The following is a 21,000-nucleotide window of genomic DNA, read 5'->3' as shown; positions in this document are numbered from 1 at the left end:
GATGTTTTCAATTCGATTAGCTGATCTTGCTCAGCAATTGAATGCACAGTTACACGGCGATGGTGATATCACTATCGCCGGTCTTGCTTCAATGGGCTTAGCAAATGGTGAACAAATTACCTTTCTTTCCGATAGTCGCTATCGTGAAAAATTAAGTGAATGTCAGGCCGCTGCGGTGGTATTAACAGAGGCTGATCTTCCTTTTTGTCCTGTTGCTGCACTGGTGGTGAAAAATCCTTATCTGGCTTATGCTCAAATGGCTCAGATTATGGATACTACGCCCGCGCCAGCACAAGATATACATCCTTCTGCTGTTATTGCCGCTGATGCTAAATTAGGGAATAACGTCTCAATTGGTGCCAATGCGGTCATTGAGTCAGGTGTTGAGTTAGGTAATAACGTAGTTATTGGTGCAGGATGTTTTATTGGTAAAAAAGCACATATCGGCGATAATAGCCGTTTGTGGGCAAATGTCTCTATTTATCATGAAGTTATTATTGGTAAAGATTGTTTAGTACAATCTGGTACTGTCATTGGTTCTGATGGTTTTGGTTATGCCAATGAGCGTGGCAATTGGATTAAAATTCCTCAGTTAGGCTCAGTGATCATTGGTGACCGTGTCGAAATTGGTGCATGTACTACCATCGATAGAGGCGCATTAGATAACACAGTTATCGGTAATGGTGTTATCATTGATAACCAGTGCCAAATCGCACATAACGTCATTATTGGTGACAATACTGCTGTGGCAGGTGGTGTCATCATGGCGGGGAGCCTGAAAATTGGGCGTTACTGTATGATTGGTGGAGCAAGTGTTATCAATGGTCACATGGAAATTTGTGATAAAGTTACGGTAACAGGAATGGGGATGGTTATGCGTCCTATCACTGAACCTGGGGTTTATTCTTCTGGCATTCCGTTACAACCGAATAAAGCATGGCGTAAAACCGCAGCACTGGTGCTGCGAATTGATGAAATGCAAAAAAGGCTAAAGTCGCTAGAACGTCAAGTAGAAAATAGCGATAAGTAACAAGTAGCATCTTTGACGGTTGTTGTTACCTATTTTGCGACCTGCGCGTTAACTCCCTTTTTGAGTCACAGCAGGTCGTGTCATTCTTAATTAGATTCAGTTTTATTAGACAGGAAGAGTATTGCAATGAGTGATAATCATACTCTGCAAATCGAAGAAATTTTAGATTTACTTCCACACCGTTACCCATTTTTATTGGTTGACCGTGTCCTTGATTTTGAAGAAGGGAAATTTCTAAGAGCAGTAAAAAATGTATCTTTTAATGAGCCTTTCTTTCAAGGTCACTTCCCAGGCAAACCTATTTTCCCTGGTGTACTGATCCTCGAAGCAATGGCGCAGGCAACAGGTATTTTAGCATTCAAAAGCGTAGGAAAACTGGAACCCGGTGAACTTTACTATTTTGCTGCTATTGACGGTGCTCGCTTTAAACGTCCTGTCTTACCTGGAGACCAAATGGTTCTTGAGGTTGAATTCATTAAAGAACGCCGTGGCGTTGCACGCTTTAAAGGCGTCGCTAAAGTTGATGGAGAAATTGCCTGCGAAGCTGAGATGATGTGTGCTCGCCGCCGTGAGGTCTAGCTTATGATTGATAAATCCGCAGTAATTCACCCTTCTTCAATTATTGAAGAGGGTGCGGTAATTGGTGCTAATGTTCGCATTGGCCCTTTTTGCGTTATTGGTAGCCATGTTGAGATTGGTGAAGGTACAGATATCAAATCTCATGTGGTTATTAATGGCCATACACGCATTGGCCGTGATAATCAGATTTACCAATTTGCCTCTATCGGTGAAGTAAACCAAGATCTGAAATATCGTGGTGAGCCGACCCAAGTCATTATTGGTGATCGCAATCTTATCCGCGAAAGTGTCACTATTCATCGTGGTACGACACAAGGCGGTAATATTACTAAAATTGGCAATGATAACTTATTGATGATCAACACCCATGTTGCTCATGATTGTATCATTGGCGATCGCTGTATTATTGCAAATAACGGTACTTTAGGTGGACATGTCACTTTAGGTGATTATGTGATAATCGGTGGTATGAGTGCGGTTCACCAATTTTGTCAGATTGGTTCACATGTCATGGTGGGCGGCTGTTCCGGTGTAGCACAAGATGTTCCTCCTTTTGTGATTGCACAAGGAAACCATGCCACCCCTTATGGTTTGAATATTGAAGGATTAAAACGTCGCGGTTTTGCAAAAGAAGATCTGCATGCCATTCGTAACGCTTACAAGATACTTTATCGTAATGGTAAAACGCTTGAAGAAGCGCGAGAAGAGATTGCTCAATTAGCTGCAGACAATAATAATCAGTATGTAAAAATATTCAGTGATTTTCTGGAAAACTCAGCAAAATCAAACCGCGGTATTATTCGCTAATTAGGATATGACCTTGTCAGGCCAATCATCTATAAAACAGCGTCCGTTAGTTATCGGCCTTGTGGCTGGTGAAACGTCCGGTGATATCTTGGGCGCGGGATTAATCCGCGCTCTTAAACAAATGCATCCCAATATTCGTTTTGTTGGTGTCGCAGGTCCTTTGATGCAAGCAGAAGGTTGTGAAGCTTGGTATGAAATGGAAGAGCTTGCGGTGATGGGGGTCGTGGAAGTACTTGAACGTTTGCCACGATTATTGAAGATCAGAAAAGATCTCACTCAACGCTTTACACAACTTAAGCCAGATGTTTTTGTTGGTATTGATGCTCCTGATTTTAATATCACCCTTGAAGGTCGCTTAAAACAAAAAGGGTTGAAAACTATCCATTATGTCAGTCCATCAGTATGGGCTTGGCGTCAAAAACGGGTTTTTAAAATTGGTAAAGCAACGGATTTGGTTTTAGCTTTCCTTCCTTTTGAAAAAGCGTTTTACGATAAATATCAGGTTCCTTGTCGCTTTATCGGTCATACAATGGCTGATGCAATTGCGTTACACCCTGATAAAAAAGCGGCTCGTGAACACCTAGGTATTGATCAAGAGGCAATCTGTTTAGCTCTGCTACCAGGAAGTCGGCATTCTGAAGTGGAAATGCTCAGTGCGGACTTTATAAAAACAGCGCAGCGATTAAAGCAACAGATCCCCGCATTACATATTGTTGTCCCTTTGGTAAATGCGAAGCGACGGGCACAATTCGAACAAATACATCAAAGTGTTGCCCCAAAACTTGAAATCCAACTCTTAGATGGACAAGCAAGAGAGGCGATGACCGCCAGTGATGCGACTTTATTAGCATCTGGTACAGCCGCCTTAGAATGCATGTTAACGAAATGCCCGATGGTAGTGGGTTATCGTATGAAACCATTTACCTTTTGGTTAGCAAAAAAATTAGTTAAAACGCCCTATGTCTCTTTACCCAATTTATTAGCAGGACGGGAAATAATTAAAGAGTTGCTGCAAGAAGAGTGCACACCAGAAGCACTGGCAGAACAATTACTCCCCCTATTAACGGATGCGGAAAAAGCACAACACTTAAAAGAGATATTTTTACAATTACACTCAGCTATCCGTTGTCGTGCTGATGAGCAAGCAGCGAATGCAGTTTTAGAATTAGCAGGTCAATAATGGAATTTGTCTATCCTAAAGCAAACCTAATTGCTGGCGTCGATGAAGTCGGTCGCGGACCATTGGTGGGGGCGGTAGTTACTGCTGCGGTGATCCTCGATCCAGCAAATCCGATTCAAGGATTAATGGACTCGAAAAAATTGACCGAGAAAAAACGCAATGCGCTTTACGATGAAATAAAAGAAAAAGCATTATGTTGGGCTATTGGACGTGCTGAGCCTGAAGAGATAGATAAACTGAATATTCTTTGGGCAACGATGAAAGCCATGGAGCGTGCTGTCGCGGGATTATCCATAACGCCTGATATGGTCTTAGTCGACGGAAACCGTTGTCCTAACTTGCCAATGGCATCTCAAGCAGTGATTAAAGGTGATAGTTTAGTTCAAGAAATTAGCGCAGCGTCAATACTGGCTAAAGTTACCCGTGATAGGGAAATGGAACAGCTAGATAAACTTTATCCTGATTACGGCTTTGCCAAACATAAAGGCTATCCAACAGCCTTCCATATGGAAAAACTGGCTTCATTAGGGGCAACGCCTTATCATCGTAAAAGTTTTGCGCCTGTAAAACGTGCTTTAAATTTAGTCTAATCCACAGAGTAATTAATAAGATATGGCAGATCCTCGTTTTATCCATCTAAGGGTACACAGCGATTATTCAATGATCGATGGATTGGCAAAAACAGGGCCTCTTGTGAAGAAAGTGGCTTCGCTGGGGATGCCTGCTTTTGCAATTACAGATTTCACTAACTTATGTGGGTTAGTGAAATTTTATGGAGCGGCTCATGGTGCCGGTATCAAACCTATTGTTGGTGCAGATGTCTATCTGGAAACGGAACTATTAGGTGATGAATACGCGCATTTAACCATTCTCGCCCGTGATAATGTGGGATATCAAAACCTAACACTATTGATTTCTGAAGCTTATAAACATGGTTATGGTGCTGCCGGACCGGTTATCAAACAAGAGTGGTTAACAACATATAAAGAAGGTCTCTTGTTGCTTTCTGGCGGTAGAATGGGAGATGTTGGTAAATTCCTACTACGCGGTAATCGAGCTTTAGTTGAGCAATGTCTTGAATATTATCAAACGCACTTTCCTGATAGCTATTATTTAGAGCTTATTCGTACTGGGCGTCCGGATGAAGAGAGCTACTTACACGAAGCTGTAGCCTTAGCATCAGAAAAAGGGCTTCCTGTTGTTGCGACAAATGATGTCCGTTTTCTGGATAGTGATGATTTTGATGCTCATGAAATTCGCGTGGCTATTCATGATGGTTTCACATTATCCGATCCTAAACGTCCTAAACACTACAGTCCTCAGCAATATATGCGCACAGAAGAAGAGATGTGTGAGCTTTTTGCTGATATTCCTGAAGCATTAGAAAACAGTGTTGAAATAGCCAAACGCTGTAATGTGACCATTCGTTTAGGTGAATACTTTCTTCCTCAATTCCCGACCGGGGATATGAGTACAGAAGATTTCTTAATTAAAAAGTCCAAAGAGGGCTTAGAAGAGCGCCTTGCCTTTTTATTTCCTGATCCGCAAGAGAGAGAAAAGCGACGTCCTGGATACGATGAGCGTCTTGAGATTGAACTTAAAGTTATTAACCAGATGGGATTTCCCGGTTACTTTTTGATAGTGATGGAATTTATCCAGTGGTCTAAAGATAACGGTGTTCCTGTAGGGCCAGGACGTGGTTCAGGTGCAGGCTCACTGGTGGCTTATTCGCTTAAGATAACAGATCTCGATCCTCTTGAGTTTGATCTACTGTTTGAACGTTTTCTTAATCCAGAACGTGTATCAATGCCTGACTTTGACGTTGACTTCTGTATGGAGAAGCGCGATAGAGTTATCGATCACGTTGCGGATATGTATGGTCGTGATGCCGTATCACAGATCATTACCTTTGGTACTATGGCAGCCAAAGCTGTTATTCGAGATGTTGGGCGTGTTTTAGGACACCCTTATGGCTTTGTTGATAGAATTTCCAAGCTTGTTCCCCCAGATCCGGGAATGACGTTAGAAAAAGCCTTTGCCGCCGAGCCTCAGTTACCTGAAATTTACGAAGCTGATGAAGAAGTGAAATCGCTTATTGATATGGCGCGTAAATTAGAAGGGGTAACGCGTAATGCGGGTAAGCATGCCGGTGGTGTCGTTATTTCTCCAACCAAAATTACCGACTTTGCGCCACTTTATTGCGATCCGGAAGGGAATAACCCGGTTACGCAATTTGATAAGAATGATGTTGAATATGCCGGTCTTGTTAAATTTGACTTCTTAGGGTTAAGAACGCTGACGATAATCAACTGGGCATTAGAAATGATTAATGCTCGACGGGCTAAAAAATCACTTGAGCCTGTTGATATATCAGCCATTTCATTAACCGATCAGCGTAGCTTCGATATGTTGCAACGCTCTGAAACCACCGCGGTATTCCAATTGGAATCCCGTGGTATGAAAGATCTGATAAAGCGTCTGCGACCAGACTGCTTCGAAGATATGATTGCGTTAGTTGCACTGTTTCGCCCAGGGCCTTTACAGTCGGGGATGGTGGATAACTTTATCGACCGAAAACACGGTGTTGAAGAGATTTCCTACCCTGATGTTAAATGGCAACATGAGAGCTTACAGCCTGTATTAGAGCCAACTTATGGTGTTATCTTGTATCAAGAGCAAGTGATGCAGATAGCACAGGTACTTGCCGGTTATACCTTGGGTGGCGCGGATATGTTACGACGCGCGATGGGTAAGAAAAAACCTGAGGAGATGGCAAAACAGCGCTCTGTGTTTGAAGCGGGGGCGATTAAAAATGGTGTTGATGGCGAATTAGCCATGAAAATCTTTGACTTGGTAGAGAAATTTGCCGGTTATGGATTTAACAAATCGCACTCAGCGGCTTATGCCTTAGTTTCTTATCAAACGCTCTGGTTAAAAGCTCACTATCCTGCGGAGTTTATGGCGGCAGTCATGACTGCCGATATGGATAATACCGAAAAAGTGGTCGGTCTGGTGGATGAATGTTGGCGAATGGGTTTAAAAGTCCTTCCTCCAGATATTAATAGTGGGCTTTATCATTTCCATGTTAATGATGAAGGCGAAATAGTGTATGGCATAGGGGCCATCAAAGGGGTTGGAGAAGGCCCTATTGAGGCAATTGTCGAAGCGCGTCAACAAGGTGGTCATTTTAAAGATATTTTTGATCTCTGTGCGAGAACAGAAACCAAAAAATTGAATCGCCGAGTGATGGAAAAACTGATAATGTCAGGCGCATTTGATAAATTAGGGCCTCACCGTGCAGCATTAATGTCTTCGCTGGAAGATGCCTTAAAGGCGGCAGATCAACACGCAAAAGCGGAAGCCATTGGGCAATCCGATATGTTTGGTGTATTGGCAGAAGCCCCAGAGCAAGTGGAACGTTCTTATGCCAATGTACCTAAATGGCCAGATCAAGTTGTTTTAGAAGGTGAGCGAGAAACCCTCGGTTTATATTTAACGGGACATCCCATCACCCGTTATCTAAAAGAAATTGAACGATATGCGGCAGGAACCCGTCTAAAAGATCTAGTACCAACCCCCCGAGGTCAGATGGTAAAAGTGGCAGGATTAGTCCTTGCTTCGAAAGTCTTTACCACTAAACGAGGGAATAGAATTGGTATATGTACGTTAGATGATCGTTCTGGTCGTTTGGAAATTATGTTATTTTCCGATGCATTAGATAAATACCAACATCTATTGGAACAAGATCGGATTTTAATTGCTACCGGGCAGGTCAGCTTTGATGATTTCAACGGTGGGCTTAAAATGACAGTCCGCGAATTAATGGATATTAACGAAGCGCGTGAAAAATATGCTCGAGGGCTTGCTATCTCGTTATCAGACAGGCAAATTAATGAGCAATTATTAAATCGTCTTCGCGGCGTTTTAGAACCTCATCGTTCAGGCACGATCCCGGTTCATCTTTATTTTCAAAAGCATGATGCCTGTGCACGTTTGCGTTTTGGTGCAACATGGCGAGTAACGCCGACTGATATGCTTTTGACCGATCTGCGAACTCTGCTGGGTAATGAGCAGGTGGAATTAGAATTTGACTAGAATAGGAATGTTATGAGTCTTAATTTTCTGGATTTTGAACAGCCAATTGCCGAGTTAGAAGCGAAAATCGATTCGCTAACCGCAGTTAGCCAACATGATGAAAAAATTGATATTAATATTGATGAAGAAGTTGCACGCTTAAGAGAAAAAAGTTTAGAACTTACTCGAAAAATTTTCTCTGATCTTGGTGCATGGCAAGTGGCACAACTTGCTCGTCATCCATTAAGACCTTATACCCTTGATTATATTAATCGTGTTTTTACTGATTTTCAGGAGTTGGCGGGCGATCGCGCTTATGCTGATGATAAAGCGATTGTCGGTGGTATTGCTCGTTTAGACGGTCGTCCGGTGATGATCATTGGTCATCAAAAAGGACGTGAAACGAAAGAAAAAATTCGTCGTAATTTTGGTATGCCGGCTCCTGAAGGTTATCGCAAAGCGCTGCGTTTAATGGAAATGGCACAACGTTTTAAATTACCTATTATTACTTTTATTGATACTCCGGGAGCTTATCCGGGGGTGGGCGCTGAAGAGCGTGGACAATCAGAAGCGATTGCTCGTAATTTAAGAGAAATGTCTCGCTTTGGTGTGCCAATTATTTGTACCGTTATTGGCGAAGGTGGCTCTGGTGGTGCTTTGGCGATTGGTGTGGGTGATAAAGTGAATATGTTGCAGTACAGCACCTATTCCGTTATTTCGCCAGAAGGTTGTGCTTCTATTCTATGGAAGAGTGCTGATAAAGCACCATTAGCTGCTGAAGCTATGGGGATCACGGCAAATCGTTTAAAAGAATTAAAATTGATTGATACGGTGATCCCTGAACCTTTAGGTGGTGCTCATCGTCATTATGATGAAATGGCAGCATCACTAAAAGCACAGCTAAAAGCTGATTTAGCGCAGTTAGATGAGTTTGATACAGAAGAGCTAACTAACCGCCGTTATCAACGCTTAATGGAATATGGCTATTGCTGATTGAGCGGGTACTTAGCTAGCTATTAAAAAGATCACTCCCCATGCTATAGCATGGGGTTTTTTTATGGCGAATAGGATCAGGCTATTATCGCGCCACTATCACTCCAGCTAATTTTTCTTTTATAAAACTATTTCTATTATTAATAGTAATAGATTGTGATACTTTCATTTTTAATTATATATCAATATGTTAACTCGATCTCAAATATAAGATTTATGTTTATCTTTGCTTAAAAAATACGTAACCCTACCTATGATTTGATAAGGCTTATCGTTAATCAAAGAAGGAAAAGTTATGATTTCATTTAGCAACAAAGTAGGCATTATCACCGGAGGTAATAGTGGTATCGGTTTAGCTAGCGCTGAGAAATTTTTATCACTAGGGGCATCGGTTGTTATTACTGGAAGTCATTTAGGTCGTGGGGAAAAAGCACAAAAGTATTTGCAAGATAAAGGGTTTTCCGCAGAATTTGTACAAATGGATGCCGCCAATGAGCAAGATAATCAACAACTGGTTAAGCATGTAGTAAAACATTATGGCAAAGTGGATTTTTTATTTGCTAATGCGGGTGTTTTAACCGATACCGTTGCCGATAAATTACATTACGATCAATGGAAAAAAGTGCTTGATGTTAATCTTAATGGACTATTTCTTATTAACCGCGCGGTTATTCAACATTGGTTAGAAACTAAAACCACAGGCGCTATTGTTAACTGTAGTTCAATCTGCTCTTTTGTCGGCCAGCATGCATTTCCTGCTTATTGCTCCTCTAAAGGGGGCATTAAATTACTCACACAAACGTTAGCGCTTGATTATGCCAGTCAAGGTATTCGTGTTAATGCTGTTTGTCCAGGCTATATTGATACTCCTTTATTAGAGGGGCGTGAATTAGACAAACAAAAACTCGTCGCTTTACACCCTATTGGTCGGTTAGGTACACCTGAAGAGGTGGCTAATGTTGTTGCCTTTTTAGCAAGTGATGCCGCCTCGTTTGTCACAGGGGCTTCTTATCTCGTTGATGGTGGCTTTACGGCATAATTAAACCCATGACAGCGATGAGGACAGCATTTTCTTAGTATCGTTATCAGCTTAAGTGAAAAGTTATATTCTGCTTTCTTTTTTATTATGTTGCGGCGAAAGGTTGTGTTCGTGCAAAATGCAATGGAAAGGCTTAACATAACCCATTGAATTCTTCGATAACTGATAATGCTATGGAACTGAAAAATTGTCCTCTTATTAACGAAATTAAACGACAAATTGGCTCTCATACTCATATTTTAGTGGGTTTTAGTGGTGGAGTTGATTCAACCGTTTTATTGCATGGGTTGGTTTGCTTACGTGATAAATATCAACTTCCTTTAGAATTAACGGCAATTTATGTTCATCATGGATTGAATTCAAAAGCCGATGATTGGCTCACGCATTGCGAACATTTTTGTCATAACTGGCAGGTCAGTTTTATCAGTGAAAGAGTACAAGTCAATGGGAAAGAAGGGGGGATTGAGCAGGGTGCCAGAGAAGCGCGCTATCAAGCTTATCGCCAATATTTACAGCCTAATCAAGTTTTAGTGACGGCACAACATCAAGATGATCAAGCGGAAACTTTCCTATTAGCGCTTAAACGCGGTAGTGGACCGGCAGGATTGTCTTCAATGCCTGCAAAAATGCCTTTTGAACAAGGGTATTTATTACGACCATTACTTAATATTACACGTGAACAAATCGAAGCTTATGCACATGAGCACGGTTTATTATGGATTGAGGATGATAGTAATCAAGATGATCGCTATGATCGCAATTTCTTACGTTTACATGTTATGCCTCTATTGACTCAGCGCTGGCCACATTTTTCTCAAGCAGTTACTCGTAGTGCCGCACTGTGTGGTGAACAAGAAGCGCTCTTAGATGAGTTACTCGATGTAGAATTGCAGCAATTGATTGATGAGCATCAGAGTTTAGATATCAATTTATTGTCTCGCTGTAGCGAAATAAAACGTAATGCATTATTGCGTCGTTGGTTTGCTAAATGTAATAAAAGCATGCCATCAAGATCTCAATTGTCGCGGCTATGGCAAGAAGTTGCTTTAGCTAAAGCAGATGCAGAGCCACGGTTACGTTTTTTCCAAGATGAAGTTAGGCGTTATCAACAACGCCTCTATCTTGTGCCTGTTATGGAAGAACTAACGGATAAGGTTATCGAATGGTCATTATCACAACCTTTAATTTTGCCTAATCAGTTAGGGATATTAGCGGTGAGTCGTGATAGCGGTAAAACAATCTGCAGAGCACCGTTAGCAGATGAAAAAGTGACGGTTCGTTTTGGCTTAACCGCTTCATCTTTACGTATTGTTGGGCGAAATTTGGCCAGATCAAGCAAGAAAATTTGGCAAGAGCTTAATATTGCCCCATGGCAAAGAACTCGTATCCCATTGATTTATTATAACGATACATTAATTGCAGCGGTTAATACTTTTGTGACTTTAGAGGGAAATGCAACAACAGAACAAAGTATAACAATTGAGTGGCAAGCGTCGTAAACAACCGCCGTAATTGGCGGTTGTTTACGTAAATAGTTATTCAGATTTGATTATGATAGTGCCAAGTTCGGGATGAGAAAAACTGGCAATAATATCCAGTCGTAAATCTTTTGCACCCTCAGATGTTTTTACTTTCAGATATTCAACTTTTTTACTTAAAAAGAGATCATCTGCGACACCATCAATTTGCTCACCATTATGTAATTCAATATGGAGTGTTAAGCCTCGTTGGCAAGCTAACTCCAAATATTCATAATCATCACAATTAATTGGTTGATATTCTGTATTTGTTGACATATTCCCTCACCACTCGTTCGTGGCGGTATTGCCGCCAGTGAATAATTCAGAATAAAATCATTATGCTGTTATTCGAAGTGATCACAATAGTTATTGTGATAATTTTCTGAAATAGTGCATTCTGCGACAAGATTTAAGAATTTATACTAAAACGTAGTGTAATTATCTTAAAGGGGGTTTTATTCACCCTTTTTGCTTAAAAAAATGCTAAACTAGCATTGAAAACGAGAAATTAGAAAGTACCCAGAACTTAGGGAGTTGATGATGGGGAAAAAACTTTTATTTGCAGCCATTGCTGCAGGGTTATTTATTATGTCAGGCTGCCAAAATAATATTGGCCTGTCACTCGATGGTAAAATTGTTGATCAAACATATAACAGTATTCTACCTTGTGCCGATTGTTCTGGTATCGACACGACTATTCTTGTCAATCAAGATGGCTCTTATGTAATGGAGCAAAGTTACCAAGGCACTTCTGATGACAATCGAAGTTTTTTTGAGTCAGGTACTTGGTCATTAAGTAAAGATAAACTGACCTTGACTAATAGTTATGGCGAGAAGAGTTACTATTTACCTCGTGAAGATAAATTAGTTATGTTGGATATCGATGGTAATGTAATTAATTCGGGTCTTAATTATACCTTAGCAAAGGTTCAACCTAAGCAGTTAGCGGGTGAATTTACCTATTTTGCTGACGCTGGAACCTTTAAAGATTGCCAATCTGGACGTGTCTATGCTGCTGATGGATTAGTATTAGAAAAAGGCTATTTTGCTACAGGCGTTGATGGCGGAACACCTGTCTATCTAGAGGTCAGAGGTTACTATAGTATTCGTCCTTCAATGGAAGATGGACAGTATGATCGTGCATTAGTGGTTACCGATAATAAACCACGCTTTGATCGTCATGGCTCTTGCAATAGCCGTCGTAATAGCAGAAGTTAATTCATTATAAAAAAACCGCTTTAAATAAAGCGGTTTTTTTTACGTTAACAAAAGTGGTAACAGCAGTCGTTAAGTTTGGTCAGTTTAGCCCATAAGGGCTAAACAATATTAAATGGATTAAACCAGTTGCTCTTTAATAAAGGCAACAACATCATTCACATTGACCAGCGATTTATCATCACTACGGCGTGCTTTATACTCAACTTGTTCGTTATCCAGATTACGATCACCAATCACGATGGTGTGTGGTACACCAATCAGTTCCATATCTGCAAACATCACACCTGGGCGCTCTTTGCGATCATCAAATAATACATCAATACCCTGTGCACGTAAGTCAGCATAGAGTTTCTCTGCTACTTCTTTTACACGATAAGAACGATGCATGTTCATTGGTAAAATGGCAACTTGGAAAGGTGCGATAGCATCAGGCCAGATAATACCACGGGCATCATGGTTTTGTTCGATTGCCGCTGCAACGATACGAGTAATACCAATACCATAACAACCCATAGTCACAACTTGGTTATGGCCTTCTTCGTTTTGTACCGTCGCTTTTAATGCTTCAGAATATTTCTTACCTAGTTGGAAGATATGACCGACTTCAATACCACGTTTGATAAGTAAAGTACCTTTACCATCTGGGCTTGGATCACCTTCGACAACATTACGGATATCCGCCATTTCAGCAAGAGGTAAATCACGCTCCCAGTTAATACCAAAGTAGTGTTTACCATCAATATTTGCACCAGCACCAAAATCGCTCATAACAGATACAGCGCGATCGATAATGATTGGTAATGGCAAGTTAATTGGACCAAGAGAGCCTGGACCTGCATTAACAGCTTGGCGGATCTCTTCTTCAGTCGCGAAAACTAAAGGTGAAGCGACAATGCTACATTTTTCTGCTTTTATTTCATTGAGCTCATGATCACCACGGACTAATAAAGCCACTAATTTATGACCACTTTCTTCAGTTGCATGAACAATAAGTGTTTTAACTGTTTTTTCAATAGGCAGATTAAATTGTTCAACTAATTCAGCAATAGTTTTTGCGTTTGGTGTATCTACTAAACGTAACTCTTCTGTTGCTGGTGAGCGAGGTGTTGCTGGCATAACCGCTTCTGCTAATTCAATATTAGCAGCATAGTCAGATGCTGTTGAGAATACGATATCATCTTCTCCGCTATCTGCTAATACTTGGAATTCATGAGAGGCACTACCACCAATAGAGCCTGTATCAGCCAATACTGGACGGAAGTCTAAACCAATACGAGTAAAGATATTGCTATAGGCTTGATACATTCTGTCGTAAGTCTCTTGTAGAGACTCTTGAGAGATATGGAATGAATAGGCATCTTTCATGATAAACTCACGTGAACGCATAACACCAAAGCGCGGGCGTACTTCATCACGGAATTTAGTTTGAATTTGGTAAAGGTTGAGTGGTAGTTGTTTGTAAGAGGTGATTTCATTACGAACAATATCGGTCACCACTTCTTCATGGGTTGGACCTAAAACAAAAGGACGCTCACCGCGATCTGTAAAACGCAACAATTCTGGGCCATATTGTTCCCAACGGCCACTTTCTTGCCATAGATCAGCAGGCTGAACAACCGGCATTGAAATTTCAAGTGAGCCTGCGTTGTCCATCTCTTCACGAACAATTTTCTCAATTTTTCTCAGGACACGAACACCGGTCGGCATCCAATCATAAAGACCAGATGCGAGTTTACGGATCATACCTGCGCGAAGCATGAGTTGATGGCTGACAATTTCGGCATCAGCAGGCGTCTCTTTCAAAGTAGAGAGCAAATAGTGGCTAGTACGCATTATTAGGTTCCATTAGAACAAAAATACTTAGGCTGACTGTCAGGCCAGTCTACATCAATATAAATAGAGAAAGTCTTTAGTCTACCAGTGACTTAGGTTTGCCAAAAGAGGCAAAGCATTTTTTTCAATCTGATTTGCTTAAAGACAAGAAGTTTCAATGTTAGTAAGTGCAAGTTAGCGCGGTTCTATACTAAGAACAAGTGTTTGCTGCCCATTGACTTGCCAACGAATATTAAAATCCAGTAAATGCACCGCATATACTCTATCACTTTGTTCGCTTTTTTTATAAGCAGGACGCGGATCTTGTTGCAATACTTGAGTGATAAATCGCATAAGATGAGGATATTGATGAGAGTAATATTGTAACTGCTGTGTGGCATCTTCAGAAAAAAGAATCTCCATCTCTTCATGAGGAGCATATTGGGCAAAGCCTGCTGTTGCATCCGCAATAGACTCAGCATAGGGAAGGTACGGCTTGATATCAATAATGGGGGTTCCATCAATAAGATCTAGACTGCCTAGTTGCAAAATCACCGATTGCTTTTCAATAATGATATCTTTTAGCTCGACTAATGACATGCCGATAGCATTAGGGCGAAAAGTTGAGCGAGTGGCGAAAACCCCGAGTTTGCTATTCCCCCCTAATCTTGGTGGGCGCACTAATGGATGCCAACCTTGTTGCGCTGTTTGATGAAAAATAAATAATAACCAAAGATGGCTAAATTGTTCTAAGCCTCTTACTGCATCAGGATGATTATAAGGTGTGTGTAGTATTAGCTGGCCTACGCCATCCTGGACTAATCCAGGTTGGCGAGGAACGGCAAATTTCTCTTTATAAGGGCTGATAATATGCCCTATAGATGTTATTTGGTAGCTATTCATTGAGTAATTAATAGTGCTGAACCTTCACAGATTGCCGATTGATAGCAACCCATTCCTGTGACTATTTGGCATTCATGTAATAAAACTGCATTCGCATTTTTATAAGCCGCTTTGATAGCCATTCTTTTTTTCGCAGCAGGTAAGCTTGCGGGTGGATCTTGTAGTGTTTGTCGGCAAGATTCACCGGCAACAACACCTAAATCTTTAAAAGGCGCACCTAAAAGATCTTCTGTTTTTTCAACAATGCGAACAGGAGATAAAGTTTGCTGTTTGGGCTTTTGTGGTTGGCCAGGTTTATTTAAACGCATATCCGTAAACTTAGACTGATCAACATCAGATGATTTCTGCATTGAACAGCCGGTCATAAACAGCGCTATAATGCCAATAAGTAGCAAGCGCATGTGCATGGGTATATCCTCTTTATTATTGTCTATACAAAAATTAAACCGCCCTAATTTAATGCAAATTAGCCCAGTAAAAAAGAGAAAGGCGAACAAATGTCCGCCTTTTTTATTATTAAGTTGAGTTGTGAGATGATTACCAACCTTTTACTGCACCACCGTTAAAAATCTTATTCGCAGCGCTATCAACTTCATCTGTTTGATAAGATTGAATAAATTTCTTCACATTTTCATCATCTTTATTGTCCTCACGGGCAACAATAATATTGACATAAGGTGAATCTTTATCTTCAACAAAAATACCATCTTTTGCTGGAGTTAAGTTAACTTGACTCGCATAGGTTGTATTAATAACAGCTAAGTAGATTTTTTGATCATCTAAAGAGCGCGGTAATTGTGGTGCTTCTAACTCAACTAATTGTATGTTTTTCGGATTTTCAATGATATCCAGTTTAGTCGGTAATAAACCAACCCCTTCCTTTAATTTCACTAATCCTACTTTTTCTAAAAGTAGCAGTGAACGACCTAAGTTGGTTGGATCATTAGGGATAGCCACTTGTGCACCATCGGGTAAATCTGCTAAATCCGTTATTTTTTTAGAATAACCAGCAATAGGGTAAATAAAGGTATTACCTACAGCCGTAATTTTGTAATTACGATCTTTGATTTGTTGATCTAAATAAGGCTTATGTTGAAAGGCATTAATATCAATATCACCACGGCTTAATGATTCATTCGGCATGACAAAGTCATTGAAAGTGACGAGTTCAACATTAAGTCCATATTTATCTTTAGCGACTTGTTTAGCAACTTCAGCAACTTGTTGTTCAGAACCAGAAATAACCCCCACACGGATATGATTGGGATCTTTTTCTTTTTCGCCACAACCTGCTAAAGCTAAAGCACCGACTAATGCACTGACTACAGCAAGTGATTTAAATTTCAATGACATAGATTTACCCTTTCTTTGAACTGGTTAAATAAAAGGTTTCATACAAACTACATTTATTGATTAGATAGTAGATGAATAGAAACCTTTAATTCATTTATTTATGTGTTGTCAGTTTAACTAAACGATCGCCAATAAACTGAATGATAAAAACAAGAATAACAAGTAGTACAATGACGGTATTCATTACCGTGGCATTATAGCCCACATAACCATACTGATAACCAATTTGACCTAAACCACCGGCACCCACAGCGCCCCCCATTGCGGAATAACCGACTAATGTAATGAGTGTAATGGTTGCAGCATTAATTAAACCTGGTAAAGATTCTGGTAATAAAACTTTCTTGATTATCTGCATTGGTGTTGCCCCCATGGCTCGAGAAGCTTCAATTAAACCATGAGGTATTTCTAATAAGGTATTTTCTACCATACGTGCAATAAAAGGTGCAGCTCCTACAGTTAACGGAACGATAGCCGCCTGTAAACCAATGGATGTTCCTACTACCATACGTGTAAAAGGGATCATCCAAACTAATAAGATAATAAAAGGGATGGCCCTAAAAATATTAACTAAAGCAGAAATCACTTTATAAGCGGGTGAGTTCGCCATAATTTGCTCTGGTCGAGTCACATAAAGTAAGACACCTAATGGTAATCCAATGACAAAACCAAAAAAGCCTGAGACAAATGTCATGACTAAGGTTTCCCAGATCCCACTAATTAATAAATAAATCATTCCTTCAGACATAACCGAGAACCTCTACTTTCACATGATGCTCTTCTAAAAACGCGATAGACTTTTCTGTGTTACCATTTTTACCGTGTAATTCTGCTAGCATCACGCCAAACTTTACTCCACCGGCATAGTCCATTTGAGAACTTAAAATATTAATATCAGCATCAAAACGACGAGCAACAATAGACATTAATGGCGCATCAACAGATAACCCATTAAATTCAAGCTTTAACAGCGGGAATAAGCCTTCTTCCCACTCTGGCTTCATACGTTCTTTATAATCGTCAGGAATATCCAATTGTAATGTTGATTGAATAAATGCTTGAGAAACGGGTGTTTTAGGGTGAGAGAAAACCTCACTTACCGCATCACTTTCAACTAATTGACCACCACTGATCACGGCAACTTGGTCACAAATACGTTTTACAACATCCATCTCATGAGTGATAAGTAAAATAGTTAATCCTAAACGACGATTAATATCTTTTAACAGTTCTAAAATAGAACGCGTCGTTGCGGGATCAAGAGCACTAGTTGCCTCATCACACAATAAAACGTTTGGTGAATTAGCTAATGCTCGAGCAATCGCAACACGCTGCTTTTGTCCCCCTGATAAATTGGCAGGGTAATACTCTTTTTTATCTGCTAAACCCACTAATTCTAATAACTCATTAACACGTTTATTAATATCTGCACGCGGCGTGTTATCAAGTTCTAGAGGTAAGGCAACATTATCAAATACCGTTCTTGAGGACAGTAAATTAAAATGTTGGAAAATCATGCCAATGCCACGACGTGCTTTGGTTAATTCTTTATCAGATAATTTTGTTAGATCACGACCATCAACCCAAACTTCACCTGATGTCGGCTTTTCTAACATGTTTACACAGCGTATGAGAGTACTTTTACCTGCACCTGACGATCCAATCACACCAAAAATCTGCCCTTGTGGCACATGCAGGTTAATATTTGATAGCGCTTGTATTGAACGCGCTCCCTGCTTAAATACTTTATTTATATTCGTCAGTTTAATCATCTTGTTCTTTATATAAGTAGAATATGGGACATTCACGCTATTCTGCCCGAGTTAAAATAGATGTTAAGGCGTCTAGACGTCCAAGTCAACAAAAAAGAGCAGAAGCGTAATAGGTAATAATAGTCAATAAAAGAAAGAAAGGTGGATATGCTTCTCTATATAAGAAAAAACATGCGATACTAAGCGCAAATATCTAAAAGGAGTAATGCTGTGAGCAAGGGGATTTCTGCGATTTTTTTAGATCGCGATGGAACGATTAATATCGATCATGGTTATGTATCTGAAATTGATAACTTTGAATTTATCGAAGGTGTGATTGAAGCAATGGCTGAATTAAAAGCCATGGGATATGCTTTAGTGCTAGTGACTAATCAGTCAGGTATTGGTCGAGGGTATTATAGTGAAGATCAGTTTTTACATTTAACTGAATGGATGGATTGGTCTTTAGCTGATCGAGGTGTCGATTTAGACGGCATTTATTATTGCCCACATCATCCAGATGCAATTATAGAAGAATACAAAAAAGAGTGTGACTGTCGTAAACCTGCAACAGGTATGTTTATGGATGCGAAAGCACAATTAAACATCGATATGGCATCTTCTTATATGGTGGGAGATAAAAAAGAAGATATGTTGGCAGCAAAAGCGGCTGGAGTTGGGCATAAAATTCTCGTTCGCACAGGAAAAGCGATTACAGAAGAGGCCGAAACTTGTGCAGATTTTGTTCTAGATAGCTTAGCCGACTTGCCAAAATGGCTTAAAAGCCACAAAAAATAGGCACTTCGTTTAATTAACCAACAAACAAACATTTTTTTTCAAAAAACTATTGCCAGCCTCAGAAAACTCCCTATAATGCGTCCTCGTTGTCACGGCACAGGGCGCTAAGCGAACCGGCTGAGAGAACAAAAGAAAAAGTGAAAAGCCTGATAAATTAGCGCTTGACACTGAATGAGGAAGATGTAGAATGCACCTCCTCGCAACAACGCAGAAGACCGGAAACGGCAGCGATAGTTGCACTGCTCTTTAACAAATTATCAGACAATCTGTGTGGGCACTCGCAGAGACGATATCTTCTAAAAAATTAGATGTATCAAGTCTTGAAGAGTGACTAACAAGTTAATTCATATAATGAATAAGCTAAGTTTTCGATTTCTTTGAGCATCAAACACTTTTAATTGAAGAGTTTGATCATGGCTCAGATTGAACGCTGGCGGCAGGCCTAACACATGCAAGTCGAGCGGTAACAGGAGAAAGCTTGCTTTCTTGCTGACGAGCGGCGGACGGGTGAGTAATGTATGGGGATCTGCCCGATAGAGGGGGATAACTACTGGAAACGGTGGCTAATACCGCATAATGTCTACGGACCAAAGCAGGGGCTCTTCGGACCTTGCACTATCGGATGAACCCATATGGGATTAGCTAGTAGGTGGGGTAAAGGCTCACCTAGGCGACGATCTCTAGCTGGTCTGAGAGGATGATCAGCCACACTGGGACTGAGACACGGCCCAGACTCCTACGGGAGGCAGCAGTGGGGAATATTGCACAATGGGCGCAAGCCTGATGCAGCCATGCCGCGTGTATGAAGAAGGCCTTAGGGTTGTAAAGTACTTTCAGCGGGGAGGAAGGTGATAAGGTTAATACCCTTATCAATTGACGTTACCCGCAGAAGAAGCACCGGCTAACTCCGTGCCAGCAGCCGCGGTAATACGGAGGGTGCAAGCGTTAATCGGAATTACTGGGCGTAAAGCGCACGCAGGCGGTCAATTAAGTCAGATGTGAAAGCCCCGAGCTTAACTTGGGAATTGCATCTGAAACTGGTTGGCTAGAGTCTTGTAGAGGGGGGTAGAATTCCATGTGTAGCGGTGAAATGCGTAGAGATGTGGAGGAATACCGGTGGCGAAGGCGGCCCCCTGGACAAAGACTGACGCTCAGGTGCGAAAGCGTGGGGAGCAAACAGGATTAGATACCCTGGTAGTCCACGCTGTAAACGATGTCGATTTAGAGGTTGTGGTCTTGAACCGTGGCTTCTGGAGCTAACGCGTTAAATCGACCGCCTGGGGAGTACGGCCGCAAGGTTAAAACTCAAATGAATTGACGGGGGCCCGCACAAGCGGTGGAGCATGTGGTTTAATTCGATGCAACGCGAAGAACCTTACCTACTCTTGACATCCAGCGAATCCTTTAGAGATAGAGGAGTGCCTTCGGGAACGCTGAGACAGGTGCTGCATGGCTGTCGTCAGCTCGTGTTGTGAAATGTTGGGTTAAGTCCCGCAACGAGCGCAACCCTTATCCTTTGTTGCCAGCACGTAATGGTGGGAACTCAAAGGAGACTGCCGGTGATAAACCGGAGGAAGGTGGGGATGACGTCAAGTCATCATGGCCCTTACGAGTAGGGCTACACACGTGCTACAATGGCAGATACAAAGAGAAGCGACCTCGCGAGAGCAAGCGGAACTCATAAAGTCTGTCGTAGTCCGGATTGGAGTCTGCAACTCGACTCCATGAAGTCGGAATCGCTAGTAATCGTAGATCAGAATGCTACGGTGAATACGTTCCCGGGCCTTGTACACACCGCCCGTCACACCATGGGAGTGGGTTGCAAAAGAAGTAGGTAGCTTAACCTTCGGGAGGGCGCTTACCACTTTGTGATTCATGACTGGGGTGAAGTCGTAACAAGGTAACCGTAGGGGAACCTGCGGTTGGATCACCTCCTTACCTAA

18 protein-coding genes and 1 rRNA gene are annotated in these 21,000 nt (G+C 41.2%); 12 read left to right on the top strand and 7 right to left on the bottom strand.

Translation table 11 applies throughout. From position 1 onward, the window contains the following. Position 1 precedes the first annotated feature (1 nt). From lpxD to tilS, 9 genes are all read left to right on the top strand, one after another. Positions 2-1,030: a UDP-3-O-(3-hydroxymyristoyl)glucosamine N-acyltransferase gene (gene lpxD, locus AACU98_RS03475; protein ID WP_017628590.1), complete on the top strand. Its 1,029-nt coding sequence runs from the start codon at positions 2-4 to the stop codon at positions 1,028-1,030. 126 nt (positions 1,031-1,156) lie between these two features. Further along, positions 1,157-1,609 (top strand): 3-hydroxyacyl-ACP dehydratase FabZ, encoded by a 453-nt coding sequence (fabZ, locus tag AACU98_RS03470; protein WP_004245462.1) that lies wholly within the window; start codon positions 1,157-1,159, stop codon positions 1,607-1,609. Between the two features lie 3 nt (positions 1,610-1,612). Further along, a complete protein-coding gene (lpxA, locus tag AACU98_RS03465; RefSeq protein ID WP_004245460.1) occupies positions 1,613-2,416 on the top strand; it encodes an acyl-ACP--UDP-N-acetylglucosamine O-acyltransferase in 804 nt (267 codons plus the stop codon). 7 nt (positions 2,417-2,423) lie between these two features. After that, positions 2,424-3,596 (top strand): lipid-A-disaccharide synthase, encoded by a 1,173-nt coding sequence (gene lpxB / locus AACU98_RS03460; protein WP_004245459.1) that lies wholly within the window; start codon positions 2,424-2,426, stop codon positions 3,594-3,596. Next, positions 3,596-4,186, top strand: coding sequence for a ribonuclease HII (gene rnhB / locus AACU98_RS03455; RefSeq protein ID WP_004245458.1), 591 nt, complete (start codon positions 3,596-3,598; stop codon positions 4,184-4,186). Before lpxB ends, rnhB begins: the two co-directional genes overlap by 1 nt. A gap of 22 nt (positions 4,187-4,208) precedes the next feature. Beyond that, positions 4,209-7,691, top strand: coding sequence for a DNA polymerase III subunit alpha (gene dnaE, locus AACU98_RS03450; protein ID WP_161735497.1), 3,483 nt, complete (start codon positions 4,209-4,211; stop codon positions 7,689-7,691). A 12-nt stretch (positions 7,692-7,703) separates the two neighbouring features. Next, positions 7,704-8,663 carry an acetyl-CoA carboxylase carboxyl transferase subunit alpha gene (gene accA / locus AACU98_RS03445; RefSeq protein WP_004245456.1) on the top strand — a complete coding sequence of 320 codons (960 nt, stop codon included), beginning with the start codon at positions 7,704-7,706 and terminating at the stop codon, positions 8,661-8,663. A 295-nt stretch (positions 8,664-8,958) separates the two neighbouring features. Continuing rightward, positions 8,959-9,702 (top strand): SDR family NAD(P)-dependent oxidoreductase, encoded by a 744-nt coding sequence (locus tag AACU98_RS03440; protein ID WP_020946165.1) that lies wholly within the window; start codon positions 8,959-8,961, stop codon positions 9,700-9,702. Positions 9,703-9,875: 173 nt separating this feature from the next. Beyond that, on the top strand, positions 9,876-11,201 hold the full coding sequence (gene tilS, locus AACU98_RS03435; RefSeq protein WP_161735495.1) for a tRNA lysidine(34) synthetase TilS: 1,326 nt from the start codon (positions 9,876-9,878) through the stop codon (positions 11,199-11,201). A 36-nt stretch (positions 11,202-11,237) separates the two neighbouring features. Here tilS and rof read toward each other — a convergent pair whose 3' ends face one another. Beyond that, a complete protein-coding gene (gene rof, locus AACU98_RS03430; protein ID WP_004245453.1) occupies positions 11,238-11,498 on the bottom strand; it encodes a Rho-binding antiterminator in 261 nt (86 codons plus the stop codon). Positions 11,499-11,759: 261 nt separating this feature from the next. Between rof and nlpE the strand changes: the two genes are divergently transcribed. Beyond that, positions 11,760-12,440 carry an envelope stress response activation lipoprotein NlpE gene (gene nlpE, locus AACU98_RS03425; RefSeq protein ID WP_004245452.1) on the top strand — a complete coding sequence of 227 codons (681 nt, stop codon included), beginning with the start codon at positions 11,760-11,762 and terminating at the stop codon, positions 12,438-12,440. A 117-nt stretch (positions 12,441-12,557) separates the two neighbouring features. On the opposite strand, the gene proS is transcribed toward nlpE, so the two are convergent. From proS to metN, 6 genes are all read right to left on the bottom strand, one after another. After that, positions 12,558-14,273, bottom strand: coding sequence for a proline--tRNA ligase (proS, locus tag AACU98_RS03420; protein WP_004245451.1), 1,716 nt, complete (start codon positions 14,271-14,273; stop codon positions 12,558-12,560). A gap of 174 nt (positions 14,274-14,447) precedes the next feature. Beyond that, a complete protein-coding gene (tsaA, locus tag AACU98_RS03415) occupies positions 14,448-15,155 on the bottom strand; it encodes a tRNA (N6-threonylcarbamoyladenosine(37)-N6)-methyltransferase TrmO (RefSeq protein ID WP_004245450.1) in 708 nt (235 codons plus the stop codon). Beyond that, positions 15,152-15,562, bottom strand: a complete 411-nt coding sequence (rcsF, locus tag AACU98_RS03410; RefSeq protein WP_004248708.1) for an Rcs stress response system protein RcsF — start codon at positions 15,560-15,562, stop codon at positions 15,152-15,154. Before rcsF ends, tsaA begins: the two co-directional genes overlap by 4 nt. Before the next feature lie 130 nt (positions 15,563-15,692). Then, a complete protein-coding gene (locus tag AACU98_RS03405) occupies positions 15,693-16,508 on the bottom strand; it encodes a MetQ/NlpA family lipoprotein (protein WP_004248707.1) in 816 nt (271 codons plus the stop codon). 94 nt (positions 16,509-16,602) lie between these two features. Beyond that, positions 16,603-17,256, bottom strand: a complete 654-nt coding sequence (locus AACU98_RS03400) for a methionine ABC transporter permease MetI (protein WP_004245447.1) — start codon at positions 17,254-17,256, stop codon at positions 16,603-16,605. Continuing rightward, a complete protein-coding gene (gene metN / locus AACU98_RS03395; RefSeq protein ID WP_004245446.1) occupies positions 17,249-18,280 on the bottom strand; it encodes a methionine ABC transporter ATP-binding protein MetN in 1,032 nt (343 codons plus the stop codon). The genes AACU98_RS03400 and metN overlap by 8 nt, the downstream gene beginning before the upstream one ends. Positions 18,281-18,490: 210 nt before the next feature. Here metN and gmhB point away from each other — a divergent pair, with 210 nt between their 5' ends. Next, positions 18,491-19,057, top strand: a complete 567-nt coding sequence (gene gmhB, locus AACU98_RS03390) for a D-glycero-beta-D-manno-heptose 1,7-bisphosphate 7-phosphatase (protein ID WP_004245445.1) — start codon at positions 18,491-18,493, stop codon at positions 19,055-19,057. 395 nt (positions 19,058-19,452) lie between these two features. Next, a 16S ribosomal RNA gene (locus tag AACU98_RS03385) occupies positions 19,453-20,995 on the top strand. The last annotated feature ends 5 nt before the right edge of the window (positions 20,996-21,000 follow it).

It is taken from the genome of Proteus sp. G4380 (assembly GCF_963885725.1).
Classification (GTDB): domain Bacteria; phylum Pseudomonadota; class Gammaproteobacteria; order Enterobacterales; family Enterobacteriaceae; genus Proteus; species Proteus mirabilis.
The sequence above is the reverse complement of the archived record's forward strand: the minus strand, read 5'-3'. Positions and strand labels throughout refer to the sequence as shown.

Excerpts from the sequence above, each read along its gene's own strand:
- lpxD (WP_017628590.1), top strand. The coding sequence starts at position 2 with ATGTTTTCAATTCGATTAGCTGATCTTGCTCAGCAATTGAATGCACAG.
- fabZ (WP_004245462.1), top strand. The coding sequence starts at position 1,157 with ATGAGTGATAATCATACTCTGCAAATCGAAGAAATTTTAGATTTACTT.
- lpxA (WP_004245460.1), top strand. The coding sequence starts at position 1,613 with ATGATTGATAAATCCGCAGTAATTCACCCTTCTTCAATTATTGAAGAG.
- lpxB (WP_004245459.1), top strand. The coding sequence starts at position 2,424 with ATGACCTTGTCAGGCCAATCATCTATAAAACAGCGTCCGTTAGTTATC.
- rnhB (WP_004245458.1), top strand. The coding sequence starts at position 3,596 with ATGGAATTTGTCTATCCTAAAGCAAACCTAATTGCTGGCGTCGATGAA.
- dnaE (WP_161735497.1), top strand. The coding sequence starts at position 4,209 with ATGGCAGATCCTCGTTTTATCCATCTAAGGGTACACAGCGATTATTCA.
- accA (WP_004245456.1), top strand. The coding sequence starts at position 7,704 with ATGAGTCTTAATTTTCTGGATTTTGAACAGCCAATTGCCGAGTTAGAA.
- AACU98_RS03440 (WP_020946165.1), top strand. The coding sequence starts at position 8,959 with ATGATTTCATTTAGCAACAAAGTAGGCATTATCACCGGAGGTAATAGT.
- tilS (WP_161735495.1), top strand. The coding sequence starts at position 9,876 with ATGGAACTGAAAAATTGTCCTCTTATTAACGAAATTAAACGACAAATT.
- rof (WP_004245453.1), bottom strand. The coding sequence starts at position 11,498 with ATGTCAACAAATACAGAATATCAACCAATTAATTGTGATGATTATGAA.
- nlpE (WP_004245452.1), top strand. The coding sequence starts at position 11,760 with ATGATGGGGAAAAAACTTTTATTTGCAGCCATTGCTGCAGGGTTATTT.
- proS (WP_004245451.1), bottom strand. The coding sequence starts at position 14,273 with ATGCGTACTAGCCACTATTTGCTCTCTACTTTGAAAGAGACGCCTGCT.
- tsaA (WP_004245450.1), bottom strand. The coding sequence starts at position 15,155 with ATGAATAGCTACCAAATAACATCTATAGGGCATATTATCAGCCCTTAT.
- rcsF (WP_004248708.1), bottom strand. The coding sequence starts at position 15,562 with ATGCACATGCGCTTGCTACTTATTGGCATTATAGCGCTGTTTATGACC.
- AACU98_RS03405 (WP_004248707.1), bottom strand. The coding sequence starts at position 16,508 with ATGTCATTGAAATTTAAATCACTTGCTGTAGTCAGTGCATTAGTCGGT.
- AACU98_RS03400 (WP_004245447.1), bottom strand. The coding sequence starts at position 17,256 with ATGTCTGAAGGAATGATTTATTTATTAATTAGTGGGATCTGGGAAACC.
- metN (WP_004245446.1), bottom strand. The coding sequence starts at position 18,280 with ATGATTAAACTGACGAATATAAATAAAGTATTTAAGCAGGGAGCGCGT.